Source organism: Virgibacillus oceani (assembly GCF_014638995.1).
In the GTDB taxonomy this organism is placed as follows: Bacteria; Bacillota; Bacilli; order Bacillales; family Amphibacillaceae; genus Virgibacillus_E; species Virgibacillus_E oceani.
The window spans coordinates 87,053-100,890 of sequence record NZ_BMFR01000012.1; the positions used below are offsets into that span (position 1 = coordinate 87,053).

The window sequence follows — 13,838 nt, forward strand, 5'->3', positions numbered from 1 at the left end:
ATAAAAAAGTGTTTATAACCATATAAATAAGAGTAAATCAAATAGGAGGGAATACCATGCCATTAAATGTTACGCAGAAGTTAATTAAAGAGCACTTGGTTTCTGGTGAAATGGTTCCTGGAACGGAAATAGGTCTTAAAATTGATCAGACTTTAACACAGGATGCGACAGGTACGCTGGTTATGCTCGAGCTGGAAGCAATGGAATTGGATCGTGCAAAAACCGAGGCGTCTTGTCAGTATGTAGATCACAACTTAATTCAAGTAGATAGTAAAAATCCTGATGATCACCTGTTTTTGCTAAGTGCAACACAACGGTTTGGACTATATTATAGCCGACCTGGTAATGGGGTGAGTCATCCCGTGCATATGCAGCGTTTAGCTAAACCAGGAAAGACACTGCTTGGCTCTGACAGTCATACATGTGCTAATGGCTGTATGGGAATGCTGGCAATGGGTGCGGGCGGTATTGATGTTGCTCTTGCCATTGCTGGAGAACCTTTTTATGTAAAAATGCCTAAAGTCTGGGGAGTGAAGTTAACTGGTAAGCTTCCTGATTGGGTAAGTGCCAAGGATGTTATTTTTGAAATGCTCCGTAAATACGATGTAAAGGGCGGGGTAGGAAAGGTAATTGAATATTACGGTCCTGGACTAGACAGTTTAAGTGCAATGGATCGTCATGTTATTGCCAATATGGGTGCTGAGCTAGGTGCAACAGGAACCGTTTTTCCATCTGATAAAGAAATTAAGCGATTTTTAAAGGAACAGGAGCGTGAGGAGGACTGGATCGAATTAGTAGCGGATAAAGATGCAACATATGATATTCATGAAGAAATTAATTTATCCGAGCTTGAACCACTCATTGCAAAACCATCCAGTCCTGGAAATGTGGTACCGGTTTCCGAAATTGCTGGTACACCAATATATCAATCGTATATTGGCTCGTCCGCAAACCCCGGATTTCGTGATTTTGCTGTTGCTGCAGAAGTCGTTAAAGATAATCAAATAGCCGACGGGGTTTCATTCGATATTAACCCAACATCGAGACAAATGTTAACGGACCTAGTAAAGGAAGGCTATGTTGCAAGTCTGCTCCAAGCGGGAGGACGTTTGCATCAGGCAGGCTGCAACGGATGTATTGGTATGGGGCAGGCACCAGCGACTGGCCGGAATAGTTTACGTACGACTCCTAGAAACTTTCCAGGACGGTCCGGTACAAAAGAGGATAGTGTATTTTTATGCAGTCCGGAAACAGCTGCTGCATCTGTATTAAAAGGAAAGATTACGGATCCGCGGACACTCGATATTAAATACCCAAGTATCAAGGAACCGAAGAACCCAACAATTGATGATAAACTGCTTGATAAGCCTTTGCCGCTAGAAGAAGCAAGAAAGGTTGAGCTGCACAAAGGGCCGAACATCGCATCAATTCCAAAAATGGATGAAATGCCTGATAAATTAGAGGTGCCAATTCTGTTAAAAATGGGCGATAACATTTCTACAGATGAAATTCTAGCAGGTGGAGCGCGCGTTCTACCGTATCGCAGCAATTTGCCAGAGATCAGTAAATTTTCCTTTGAAATTATTGATACAACGTACTATAAACGCGGGAAGGAATCGGTCGATAAAGGTGGTCATGCAATTGTTGGCGGCTATAACTATGGCCAAGGATCCAGCCGTGAACACGCTGCATTGGCACCAAGGTATCTTGGATTGCGGGTTGCTTTAGTAAAAGATTTTGCCCGAATCCACTGGCAGAACCTTGTGAATTTCGGTGTATTGCCACTGACTTTCATAAATGAAGATGACTACGACTTGTTAGAGCAAGGAGATGTACTTGAGCTCACCGATTTAAGAAATAAGATTAAACAGGGGAATGAATTTACAATTGCAGTAAAAGGAAAAGGTCATTCGATTAAGGTACAGCACCTGCTTTCTGAGCGCCAGGTAGAAATTATGCTGAAAGGCGGCATCATAAATTGGGTAAAAGACCGGCAGAAGAAAACGATCTAAAGATAGGAGGATTGCAAAATGGTTGATAGGGAAAATACATGTAAAGCCTGTGAAGGTACCGGGATGCTGGCAGACGATGAAGGCTGGCAATATCGCTGCAGTGTTTGCGGCGGGGATGGAGTAAATAGCGGCGAACCTACGCGAATAATGGAAGTGGATGAAATGAACCGCTTATTGGATTGAATATAAAAAAAGTAATCAGGGAGGGGCTGCCCCACCTGATTACTTTTTAATTTAATTGCTGTTAACGTCTTTACCATACATATAATTTGATGGATCAACTGGTTCCCATTCTTCTGTTGGTTCATAGAAGCGCAATAAATCTCCATAAAGAACATCATCGGAAAGCTCTAGCTCATGTCCAACCTTTTCTTTCATCGCCTTCATTTCTTTAGTTGGTTCAATTTCTTCCCCAGTTTTTGTGTCATAATAGGTACCTTCTATCAGACTATATTCCGGTGTGATAAAGTCTCCATTACGGAATGGTACAAATTCCTTGTGTCCTTTTGAAAATAGGTCCGTACCAAATTGAATATAGTTTTGTGCCTTGATGCCCATTAAATGAAGCAATGTCGGCATTACATCGATTTGTCCAGAATATTCATGAACAGTTCCTTTTCCATCAACACCAGGCACCTTTATCATGAATGGAACACGTTGCAATTGTGCATTTTTGAACTCAGTAATTTCTTCGCCTGTTATTTGTTCCATGGCGCGGTTATGGTTTTCGGAAATTCCATAATGGTCACCATAAATCATGATGATGGAATCCTCGTACATGCCAGATTCTTTTAAGTCTTTAAAGAATTGCTCTAATGATTCATCTAAATACCTTGCTGTTTGGAAGTAGCGATCAACAGATGGATCACCTGTTTCTGCTGGCTCAATTGTTGCATCTTCCGGATCAATTTTATACGGATGATGGTTTGTTAATGTCATCATGTGTGCATAAAATGGTTGTTCCATTGATTCAAGCAATGGCATCGATTCTTCAAAAAACGGTTTGTCTTTTAGCCCATAATTAATTACTTGTCCTTCACTCATATCGTAATAGCTAGAGTCGAAAAATTTATCGACACCGAATTCTTTATAAATTTCATCACGGTTCCAGAATGACTTGTTATCACCGTGTAATACAGCTGAAGTATAATTTTGCTGTTGTTTTAGTATTGCTGGCAATGCCTGATAGGTGTTATTGCCCTTTGTTACAAATGCTGCACCTTGTGGTAACCCGTATAGGGAGTTATCAAGGATAAACTCAGCATCTGCTGTTTTACCTTGCTCGGTTTGATGGAAGAAGTTGTCAAAGTATGTGAAATCTTTACTTTGATCATGTACTAATGAATTCAGGAATGGTGTTACTTCTTCACCATGTAATTTGTAATCAATCAAAAATGACTGAAATGATTCTAGATGGATCTTAATAATATTCTTGCCTTTACCAGCACCAAAAAGCTCTGGATCTGGTTCTGCAAATTTATTTTTGGTATAGTTTTCAACTTCTGTTAAATCACTGCTATCTGCAAGAACGCGCTGCGTAGATGACTGCATGGTTTGAATTGCGTCATAGATCGCGAAATTATAAGAACCCAAGTATTTCACAATGTAATTGCGGTCAAAGGTTCGTTCCAGCAATTGTGGACGATCAATTTCAGCTAATCCCAAGTTAACCGTGAAGGCGATAACACCTGCAGCAAGTACTGTCATAGGCTTTCTGATTTGCATGCGTTCTGTTGACCAGCCTTTTCTGCTCCATACAAATAAAGCAATTAGTACAATGATGTCCACAGCATAAAATAAATCATGCCAAGCTACTAAACTAGCAATACTGCCGCCTAAGCTGCCAAAGTTGCTAGTTTGGGTAAGTGTAGGCAATGTTATAAAATCAGTATTGAAACGGTAGAATACGACATTTGCATATACTAGGAAACTCATTAAACTATCAATGAGAATGATCCAAATACCAGCTTTTCTGCCTTTTGCAAATAAACCCAAGCCTAGAAAAATTGCTGCTGAACTAAGCGGATTAAAGAATAATAGAAATTGTTGTAACGTATTTTGAATGTCTAAATTGAATTCGAATAGATATATTAGATAGGTTTTTAGCCAAAGCAAGACTACTGCAATACTAAAGAACCCCATTTTAGAAGAAATAACTTTCTTCATTTTTTTCACCTCTATAAATTGTGACTTGTATGTCAAAAGTGTATTATAGCGAAGATGCAATAATTATGCAAGAGGTATTTTGAACTATACAGTTATTACCATGATTGGTAATAGACTAAATGGCGGGACACGGGGTCTGACCCCGTGTCCCAGGTTATTTTAGTGTGGCATTGTGCCTTGGGTTGGTGCGTAACTGTTTTGGAATGCTTGCATGTCTTGCTGGTTAAGCTGTGGTACTTGATAATAGTGATTTTTGTTTTGGTATAAAAATACTTCATAAGCCATTTCAATCATATTTGGGACACTGTCCGCAAATATGCGTCTCATGACAGGGTTTGTCATTTCTAATGCTGTCATTGTAAATGCTGAAGCACAAGATTTTAATTGACCTAACATAAAACCGGAAATGCATTGATCATTAATTTCCGTTACATTTTGGCTTGGTGTCTTCGGTGGTGATGGCTGCATTCCATATATGACATTATTATCCTGCTGCATTTCATAGCTTTGTGTTGGAACAGCAGGATCTTGACCAGTTTTAAATGTATCAACTAGTGTGTTGTACAATTGATTGAAAAATGTGCGATGTTTTTGCATCATTGTTTTGAGCTCTGGATCTTGAACGTGCTGATCATATAATAGATAATGCTCCATACCACCGATTAATGTTGACAAAGCTTCGTGTGCATCAAACATATCGTGTCCGCCAAAATGCTGCTGTGGAGGCATTTGTGACGTTCCTTGCATGTTTTGCTGCTGATTCTGATTTTGATTTAGCATTCTATATAAACCTCCTTGAATTTTAATCAACGTTATTTTGAACTAATATTGGAATAATATACATGCTTGTAAAGTTGACTTTACAGTAAAGGGGGCTTTACGTTATGATGGTGTTAAAAGGGAGGAATTACTTTGGATAGTAAAACTGGTCAAAGAACGTACCTGACATTTGGGATTCTGTTTTTGTTATTTAGTGCATTATTTACTATGGCTACTATATCAACTGGTATATTTCCGGCGGGGCATGAGCTTGTTATGATTGGAGTTTCGGTAATGTCTTTCTGCCTTGCTTATTTATATCCCCAGTTTAAAGAAAACGATGAGCGTTCCAGGAGAATACGTGAAAAAGGTATGTTTTATAGTTACTTTTTTATGCTGGGGTATATGATTATTTTAATGTCATTGTTCCAATTTGATCTGTTACAGCTTGATGGATATCAAACAGTATGCTTATTATCCTCACTCTTAATGATGACCGTATTTATTAACCTTGTAGTGTTAGCCAGAAGGTATTAAGCGGGAATGGAGACCATTGCCCGCTTATGTTGATCAAACGTTTGATTAATTTCCTAAAGTTTCTTTAAAATTTTTTAATTTAGGAATTGATTCATCGATTAATTGTTTTAGCTTGACTACATCTGGTTTATCTTTTGTAACCTCATCGAATAATGGGTAGAGACTGTTTTCGATGTTGCTGTATTCTTTAAGGTTTACTTCTTCTACTTGCTTTTCAATTTGATCCCAGCTTTCTTCAACAGCTTTTCCTGCAGCATGTATTTTTTCCGTTTCACTTGGTGTATTTTCAACTGCAGTTTTTAACTCATCTATAGATGCTAACACTTGATCCAATCCGCTGGTTAAGTCAGGCGTAACCATATTATCGACTTGTCTAACTGAATCATTAGACAAATTTTTATCCACTTCATGCTTCCTTTGTTCCTGATTATGCTGCGATTGTTCATCGTTACTTGCACCGCATGCAGCCAATAGTAATGTCCCTGCTGCTAGTATAAAGTACAGTATTTTTTTCAATTTAAGAACCTCCAAAATTGGTTTTATTTGCTTAGTATGGTATTTTTTGCAGCTTTTATACAACATGTTTTGGGGATTAATGAAACTTAATACAACCGTATTTCGTAAGGTAGGAAAAGACCGTTGGGAGGTTATATGGTGAAGACGGTGTTGACTAAGCTTGTGTTATCATTACTCGTTTTACTTTTGGTTAGTGCATGCAGTGATGATTCTAAACATAAAGATGATGATAAATCGAAACGTAAGGGAGGAGTAGCAGTGGAGAAGCTAACCGGTGAATGGAGTGGGGCGATTAACGTACCAAACCAGCCGTTATCGATTCTCGTATCTTTTAAAAAGGACCAGGAATGGACCGGAACTATTAGCATTCCTGTTCAGGGTGTGAAGGACCATCCTTTGAATAACATTACATACGATCAATCTAATATTGCATTTGTAATGGAAATTCCAGGGCAAAAGCTTCTATTTGATGGAACAATTAATGATGAAACAATAGAGGGTTCCTTTACACAGCATGGACAGACATTTCCATTTGAATTAAAAAGAAGAAGCGGGATGGAGAACTCAGAAAAAGATGAAGGGGATTTTTTAAGTGTTGAAACAGATAATGGAACACTTTACGGTGAATTAGAAAAGCCTAAAGGAAAAGGTCCATTTCCAGTAATGATCATTATCCCTGGGTCAGGACCTACAGATCGTGATGGGAATTCTGTTGGCTTGCCGGGAAAAAATAATAGTTTGAAACTTTTAGCGGAGGCATTAGCGGATCGCGGAATAGCAGCAGTTCGTTACGATAAACGCGGTGTTGGGAAAAATCAAGGGGCAGCTATTCCTGAAACAGCGTTAACGTTTAATCAATTGAATAAAGATGCCGAGTCTTGGATTAGCAGTCTAAAGCAGGATGAACAATTTTCTGATGTCGGTGTAATAGGTCATTCTCAAGGGGCACTGGTCGGAATGATAGCTGCACAATCAGGGAATGCTGATGTGTTTGTGTCAATTGCCGGAGCAGGCAGACCGATAAATGAGGTTCTTTATAAGCAGTTAAGTGAAAGCCTTTCAGGTAAGTTATTGGAGGAAAGTAAACAAATTTTGGAAATCCTGAAGCAGGATGAGCATGTTGAAAAGGTAAGTAAGGAATTGGAAAGTGTGTTCCGCCCATCTGTTCAGTCGTTTTTATCGTCGTGGATGAAATATGACCCTGTCCGGGAAATACAAAAGCTAACGGTACCAGTATTACTTGTTAATGGTAAACATGATATACAGGTTCCGGTTAGTGATGCGGAAAAACTGAAGAGCGCAAAGGATGACGCTGAACTGCTGCTAGTTGAAAAAATGAATCATGTACTAAAAGAAGCGCCAAAGGACAGAAAGGCAAACATGGAAACATACACTAACCCGGATCTCCCTTTAGCAGATGGACTGATGGACGGGATTATAGGATTTTTAAAAGAGAATGGGTTTGTGCAGAATAGTAATAATTAAAGTATACAAAAATACACAACAATAAGCTTAAACAGATTAGCTTATTGTTGTGTATTTTTTTATTGCCTTAAATTAATAATTGCTTGCTTAGGGGTTTACGTTTCCTGACTCTCGGGAATACGATTGGAATAGTTGAATTACGGTTGAAAACTATGATCTGAATACATCACAAAAATCGTGGATATTTACAACTAGCAGCAGGAATAATAACGTGAAAATGAATGTAACATATTACAATAAAAATACGTCTCTTTATATAGATGAAATTTATTAAGGCTACTATTTTTATATGTGATTTTACCCAACTGAAGAGAGGGCATCTAATGGTTAAGAAAATTTCTATTTCCTTCCTGATTGTACTTATTGCCATTGTTATGGTAAAGGTTTTTATCAATGAAACTAATCAGACCAACGATACCAATTCCGAAATTGATGAGGAACAGGACCAAACAGAATCTGATGACAATAATGTTGATGTGAATAAGGTATTCGCACTATCTGAGCAAGGAAGAGTTCCAAATGTCCCGTTTATCGCAGGAAAAACCGCAATACAGGAAGTAAATGAAATGTGGGGGCAACCGGGGGAAATAACCAATTTGAAAAATAAACGATATGTCAGCTATCCTGGGCATCGAATAGATCTCGGGTTTCAAAATGATGTCGTTTTTGATGTGAGGTCCTTTGCTCCTGAATTGCAAATCATCCATTTTGATGATATCAAAAAAGCAAAAGGGGAGCCGGATGAAGTACGTTACTATAAGGATGATAGTTATGATCAAATCATTCTTGTTTACGACATTGGTTCCAGCTATCAGCTAAAATGGATTTTGCCTAGACCGACTGAAGAGAATCCGAATCCCGGTACTGATCACATTTCCGTTGTGGCACAAATGATGAACGATGGAGAAGGAATGGATACGGATGGTGAGAGTATTGAAGTTATGAGTTTGGATGAAAAGATTGGACAGCTGATTTTTGCGGGTATTTCTGGTGAAGCAATGGGTGCCGAAACAAAAAGCTTGATCAATACGTATAAAGTCGGGGGGATTATCTTTTACAAAGAAAATCTTGTAAATCCAAAACAGACTGTAAAATTGTTAAATCAAATTAAAACAACAAATGAAAATAATGATTTACCGCTTTTATTGGGGATAGATCAAGAGGGTGGCCAGATTTCCAGACTGCCAGGAGATTTAATGGAAATTCCGGCAAATGAAAGGATTGGCGAACTAAATAATGCACAGTATTCTTATGAAATCGGCTCTCTACTAGGGGAGCAGCTACGTGCGTTTGGCTTTAATCTAGATTTTGCGCCTGTACTGGATGTGAATAGTAATCCGGATAATCCGGTAATTGGTGACCGTTCTTTTGGGAGTAATCCGGAGATTGTGGGTAAATTAGGTACACAAACAATGAAAGGGATTCAGTCACAGCATATTATTTCCGTTGTTAAACATTTTCCGGGGCATGGTGATACATCAGTTGATTCGCATTTACAGCTCCCGAGGGTCAATAAGAGTATTCCTGAGTTAAAAAGCCTTGAGCTTAAACCGTTTGAGCATGCGATAAACAATGGGGCGGATGTTGTCATGATTGCCCATATATTGCTGCCAAAGATTGATTCAGAAAACCCCGCTACAATGTCTAAAAGGGTTATTACAGACATGTTAAGGAAGCAGCTTGATTTCAATGGGGTTGTAATTACGGATGACATGACGATGAAGGCAATAACAGACAACTTTGATATTGCTCGTGCTTCAGTGGAATCCATAAAGGCTGGCAGTGATATTATATTGGTGGCACATGACTACAACAAGGTAGTTGCAGTGTTTGAGGCTATAAAATCAGCTGTTAAAAGTGGAGAGCTGACTGAGGAAAGAATTGATGAAAGTGTTAGTCGAATTATAGCGTTAAAAAGAAATTATGAACTTACTAATGATAAGGTTAATGCAGTTAATATTGAGAAGTTAAATCAATCGATAAGGAATACACTTCAGGCAGAATAAGCATAGTGGGACAAGGGGTCATGGGACAAGGGGTCAGACCCCTTGTCCCACGGGAATTATGCTATGATAGAAAGAAGAACACGTATAAATTAAGGGGTGGCCGCTAATGGGGAAAAGCAAAAGTCCAATCAAGCTGGATGACAGAATACATATTATTGATGGGTTTGATCTTGGTGTGTCAGAGCGCACCGGGATATATGTTATTGATGAAGAAGAGCTGACGCTGGTGGAAACTGGTCCAAGTCCTTCAGTTCGATATATTAAGGAAGGATTGGATTCTCTCGGTTTTTCGTTAGAAGATGTAAAATATATTATTGTTACCCATATTCACCTAGACCATGCCGGCGGGGCGGGATTACTCTTGCGGGAATGTCCAAATGCCAAGGTTGTAGTACACCCAAAAGGTGAACGCCATCTAATAGATCCGAAACGGTTGAAACAAGGTGCAAGAGCAGTCTATGGGGATAGCTTTGAAGAATTGTTCGAGCCCGTAGTTCCAATCCCTGGAGAAAAACTTCTGGTAAAAGGGGAAGGGGATATTCTGCAAATTGGTCAAGCATGCAGTCTGGAATTTTTAGATACTCCGGGACATGCCAAACATCATTTCAGCATTTATGATCCTGTTAGTAACGGAATATTTACTGGAGACACAGTTGGTATACGTTATGAGCAATTAGTTCAGGATGGGGTGGATTTGTTTCTGCCGTCAACATCACCGAATCAATTTGATCCTGATGCGATGCGGACTGCAATAGATCGGATACAGGCGATGAATGTAGACCGAATTTATTATGGTCATTTCGGCATGACGGAAAAAGTAGAAGAAGCACTCAGGCAGGCAGCTGAATGGCTCAGCGTTTTTGAAAAGGAAGGGCATCAGGTTACAGCGGAAGGAAAAGGGTATGACGAACTCGCAGGGCGAATGCTTTATCGGGTAAAAGAATACTTGCGAACGCTGCTAATAGAGGATGAACATCCAGTGTACGTATTAATTAATTTAGATATGCAGGTCAGTGCACTTGGGATTGTTGATTATCTGCAGAGGATAAATAAATAGGTTATTGTAATAGTGGAGTGTGCTAACCGTTCTATTAAACTGTGCTTTTGACATAAAAAATATAAAATGCGGTATGTATAGTTTTATTTTTTATTGCTTCCGGTCCCCGGATTCCGTCTATACTGCACGACCCCGAAGATGGCTGAGAAGCTTTCTTGCGCTGGGTGGTGTGCTGCAGGCTGCACATTGTAGTTTTAGTTATACGGGTTTTTTGGCAGGGATATTAACCCTAAATTAACAATGGGAAGCAGCCCTATGTTAATGGTTTTCTATTAAAAATGGGTAAACCGTCTTGGGATAATAGAAAAATGTGCTTGTAACATAGGGGAGTAGCCAAGTCAATTGGCAATTGTTCACATAGATATAATATAAATCGAATACAATAATTTGTATAAGATTTAACTCATGAATCACTCCCCTGAAAAACCGATTGACCACCGGAAAAGGAAAAACACCTGCTCATCCATCCAACAGCAGGTGTTTTTTCATTTAATTCGGATATCGCTGCCTCTAGTTGTTTTCCTCTGTCTTCATAAATGTCAGAATGAAAAAGAAGACAAAGCTTAAAAGCATAATCGATCCGCCGACAATAAAGAAAACGGTTGTTATGGTATCTGCCAAATCAAATGGTTTTAAATAATAGAACCACATACCAGTCGTTAAGCCAATTGCACCGATAATAGCAGATGCAACATGGAACGTAGCAACCATTGTTCTAGCCGGAGTGAAAACCTTATAGTAGACTGCCCATGCAAATAAAGTTAACCAGCCGACAACAAGAATATGAGCATGAACCGTCTTGAATGCATAGCTCCCTGCACCTGCCATATGGGAACCAAGAAATGCTCCTACTAAAGCAAATAAAGCGGAAAATCGAAGTAATGTTTTACTATATTTATTCAAAATTAATCTCTCCCTAGTTCATAGTCTACAGACGTTACTTGCCAATAATCTGCAGTATATAGTAATAATATGAACAGAGTATGAATAACTTGTTACATCATTTCGGTTTCCGATGATTAAATCCCTTTATACATATGTGTTACTGCTTCCTCAATTTTGTGAATGGCTTCATCAGCCGTTTTTGCTTGAATAGTGATCTTTCTATTATCCGGGTACTTATCAGCTGTATATTGGTAGCGTGGATCATAGTAATATTCAAGCAATAATTTAACAGTCTGGAAATAGTCTCCACTTCGCAGGTGATCATCAATAGCTTTAGCAATCGGTGTATGGATTCGCTTTTTAATAACCTGAAAAGCGTCTATAAACTTGCCAGGGAAATTCCATGGCTGATAGTCGTCTAAAATATTTCGTACGCGCTCCTCGATGGGAAGCGTGATGAACAGCTGTGTCCCTTTTTCTTTTTTATCATAGAGGAAATCAGGTACTAGTACTTTTCCAATCCGTTTACTTTCCCCTTCTATGAAAACGTATGGTACATTTATATAACGCAGCAGTTCCTGTACAAGCATAGAATCGAATTTTTTCTGATTATTCGGTTTAAGCCCGATTTGGCCAAAAATAGAGCCTCGATGATTTGCCATCCCTTCCAGGTCCATGACAGGGTGGCCCTTTTGCTCAAGCTTTTTTAAAATAGCAGTTTTCCCTGAACCCGTATATCCATTTAACACAAACAGGTTTGATTTGATTTCTGTGCTTTCCAAAACACGTACGACCCATTGGCGATAGGAACGAATTCCGCCACTTAATCTATATGCACTAATACCCATGAGGTCGAGAACGGTGGCAGCCGTCTTGCTCCGCATGCCACCGCGCCAGCAGAAGACAGTCATAGGTGTTTGAATTTGTTTAAACTCCGCGATAAATGCAGGCAGTTTTGCTGAAAAGATTGCTAGACCCAGGTCCCTTGCCGCTTCTGGCCCCACTTGTTTATAAATAGTTCCGACTTCAGCGCGTTCCTCATTTGAAAACACAGGGATATTTATGCTGCCTGGGATAGTGGCATCGTTATATTCCTTTGGAGACCGTACATCTATCATTGTATGGTTCTCCTTATCTTGTAAAGCTAATAAGTCATGTAGTGCTATATCATGGAACATAAATTTCGTCACTTCCTAACACGTATACTAGTTCACAGTAATGTGTCCGCTTTTTCCTTCGACTACATCACCGATTATGTTTGCTTCAACACCATTTGCCTTTAAATCATCAAGCAGAGATTCGGCATCCGTTTTAGCTGCTGCTATTAGTAAACCACCAGAGGTTACTGCATCACACAAAATCCATCTATCAAATTGATCCATAGTATCTGGGTAAGATACGATATCTTTTACGTGATCATAATTATTCTTTGTTCCACCTGGCACGGACCCAGATTCTGCTAATTCTTTAACTCGAGGCAAAATAGGTACCTGATTATAGGCAATTTGGATTTCGACGTCACTTCCTTTAGCCATTTCCGAAGCATGTCCAAGCAGACCAAAGCCAGTTACATCCGTACAAGCATGTACATCATACGCCTCCATAGTCTCAGCAGCTGATTTATTTAACGTTGTCATAACGCTTGTTACTCGGGAAATTTCATCTTCCTCGAGTAAATCTTTTTTGATGGATGTTGTTAAAATTCCTACCCCAATTGGTTTGGTCAAAATTAGCTTATCACCTGGCTTTGCTCCAGTATTCGTTCTTACTTTGTCCGGGTGTACTGTTCCTGTAACAGCAAGTCCGAATTTTGGTTCACTATCATCGATTGAGTGGCCACCGACAAGTGCTGCACCAGCCTCGGCCAGTTTATCACCAGCACCGCGCAGAATTTCAGCCAAAATACTTTTGTCCAAAGTGGATATTGGAAAGGCGACGATGTTAAGAGCAGTTATTGGCTTTCCACCCATTGCATATACATCACTTATTGCATTTGCTGCTGCAACCTGTCCGAAAGCATAAGGATCATCAACGATTGGTGTGAAAAAGTCAACTGTTTGGACAAGTGCCAAATCATCGTTAAGTTTGTAAACACCGGCATCGTCGCTTGTGTCAAGTCCAACAAGTAAATTTGGGTTTGCAGCAGCGGGAGGGAGTGAGCGCAGGACCTGTGATAAATCTGCCGGCCCTATTTTACAGCCGCATCCGCCTTTTGAAGATAATGAAGTAAGCTTAACCGAAGTTGTCATATACAATCATCCTTTCAATGTTAGTTAAGTAAGTTAATTTTAACATAGGAGAGGATCTGGAAACCGATTTAATGATTAGTGTGTTTACATAAAAGACATAAACTGCGACGTAATATTCTCGGGTCGCCGTCCGGGATCGCTGCGGGCGGATGCGCACCTTAGGGCA

At 39.5% G+C, this 13,838-nt stretch carries 12 protein-coding genes; 6 read left to right on the forward strand and 6 right to left on the reverse strand.

From position 1 onward, the window contains the following. The first annotated feature begins 56 nt into the window (after positions 1-56). Positions 57-2,012: an aconitate hydratase gene (locus IEV74_RS13980; protein ID WP_188455993.1), complete on the forward strand. Its 1,956-nt coding sequence runs from the start codon at positions 57-59 to the stop codon at positions 2,010-2,012. An 18-nt stretch (positions 2,013-2,030) separates the two neighbouring features. Beyond that, positions 2,031-2,195: a hypothetical protein gene (locus tag IEV74_RS13985; RefSeq protein WP_188455994.1), complete on the forward strand. Its 165-nt coding sequence runs from the start codon at positions 2,031-2,033 to the stop codon at positions 2,193-2,195. Positions 2,196-2,246: 51 nt separating this feature from the next. On the opposite strand, the gene ltaS is transcribed toward IEV74_RS13985, so the two are convergent. After that, positions 2,247-4,178, reverse strand: coding sequence for a lipoteichoic acid synthase (ltaS, locus tag IEV74_RS13990; protein ID WP_188455995.1), 1,932 nt, complete (start codon positions 4,176-4,178; stop codon positions 2,247-2,249). 159 nt (positions 4,179-4,337) lie between these two features. After that, positions 4,338-4,958, reverse strand: a complete 621-nt coding sequence (locus IEV74_RS13995; RefSeq protein WP_188455996.1) for a spore coat protein — start codon at positions 4,956-4,958, stop codon at positions 4,338-4,340. 126 nt (positions 4,959-5,084) lie between these two features. On the opposite strand from IEV74_RS13995, the gene IEV74_RS14000 reads away from it, so the two are divergent. Continuing rightward, positions 5,085-5,474: a hypothetical protein gene (locus IEV74_RS14000; RefSeq protein ID WP_188456008.1), complete on the forward strand. Its 390-nt coding sequence runs from the start codon at positions 5,085-5,087 to the stop codon at positions 5,472-5,474. 45 nt (positions 5,475-5,519) lie between these two features. Here the strand turns inward: IEV74_RS14000 and IEV74_RS14005 are convergent, their stop codons facing one another. Then, complete coding sequence (locus IEV74_RS14005; protein WP_188455997.1) at positions 5,520-5,990, reverse strand: hypothetical protein; 471 nt, start codon at positions 5,988-5,990, stop codon at positions 5,520-5,522. A gap of 138 nt (positions 5,991-6,128) precedes the next feature. Here IEV74_RS14005 and IEV74_RS14010 point away from each other — a divergent pair, with 138 nt between their 5' ends. From IEV74_RS14010 to IEV74_RS14020, 3 genes are all read left to right on the forward strand, one after another. Then, the gene (locus tag IEV74_RS14010; protein WP_229683203.1) at positions 6,129-7,475 is read left to right on the forward strand and encodes an alpha/beta hydrolase family protein; all 1,347 of its coding nucleotides are present in this window, start codon (positions 6,129-6,131) and stop codon (positions 7,473-7,475) included. A gap of 323 nt (positions 7,476-7,798) precedes the next feature. Continuing rightward, positions 7,799-9,481, forward strand: a complete 1,683-nt coding sequence (gene nagZ, locus IEV74_RS14015; protein ID WP_188455999.1) for a beta-N-acetylhexosaminidase — start codon at positions 7,799-7,801, stop codon at positions 9,479-9,481. A 106-nt stretch (positions 9,482-9,587) separates the two neighbouring features. Continuing rightward, the gene (locus IEV74_RS14020) at positions 9,588-10,538 is read left to right on the forward strand and encodes an MBL fold metallo-hydrolase (RefSeq protein ID WP_188456000.1); all 951 of its coding nucleotides are present in this window, start codon (positions 9,588-9,590) and stop codon (positions 10,536-10,538) included. A gap of 510 nt (positions 10,539-11,048) precedes the next feature. On the opposite strand, the gene IEV74_RS14025 is transcribed toward IEV74_RS14020, so the two are convergent. From IEV74_RS14025 to selD, 3 genes are all read right to left on the reverse strand, one after another. Beyond that, on the reverse strand, positions 11,049-11,441 hold the full coding sequence (locus IEV74_RS14025; RefSeq protein ID WP_188456001.1) for a hypothetical protein: 393 nt from the start codon (positions 11,439-11,441) through the stop codon (positions 11,049-11,051). Positions 11,442-11,557: 116 nt separating this feature from the next. Continuing rightward, entirely contained in the window at positions 11,558-12,601 is a 1,044-nt protein-coding gene (gene mnmH / locus IEV74_RS14030) for a tRNA 2-selenouridine(34) synthase MnmH (protein WP_188456002.1), read from the reverse strand. 27 nt (positions 12,602-12,628) lie between these two features. Further along, on the reverse strand, positions 12,629-13,672 hold the full coding sequence (selD, locus tag IEV74_RS14035; RefSeq protein WP_188456003.1) for a selenide, water dikinase SelD: 1,044 nt from the start codon (positions 13,670-13,672) through the stop codon (positions 12,629-12,631). Positions 13,673-13,838: the final 166 nt, after the last annotated feature.

Bases quoted from the DNA above. Each gene is read 5' to 3' on its own strand.
- IEV74_RS13980 (WP_188455993.1), top strand. From the start codon at position 57: ATGCCATTAAATGTTACGCAGAAGTTAATTAAAGAGCACTTGGTTTCT.
- IEV74_RS13985 (WP_188455994.1), top strand. From the start codon at position 2,031: ATGGTTGATAGGGAAAATACATGTAAAGCCTGTGAAGGTACCGGGATG.
- ltaS (WP_188455995.1), bottom strand. From the start codon at position 4,178: ATGAAGAAAGTTATTTCTTCTAAAATGGGGTTCTTTAGTATTGCAGTA.
- IEV74_RS13995 (WP_188455996.1), bottom strand. From the start codon at position 4,958: ATGCTAAATCAAAATCAGAATCAGCAGCAAAACATGCAAGGAACGTCA.
- nagZ (WP_188455999.1), top strand. From the start codon at position 7,799: ATGGTTAAGAAAATTTCTATTTCCTTCCTGATTGTACTTATTGCCATT.
- IEV74_RS14020 (WP_188456000.1), top strand. From the start codon at position 9,588: ATGGGGAAAAGCAAAAGTCCAATCAAGCTGGATGACAGAATACATATT.
- mnmH (WP_188456002.1), bottom strand. From the start codon at position 12,601: ATGTTCCATGATATAGCACTACATGACTTATTAGCTTTACAAGATAAG.
- selD (WP_188456003.1), bottom strand. From the start codon at position 13,672: ATGACAACTTCGGTTAAGCTTACTTCATTATCTTCAAAAGGCGGATGC.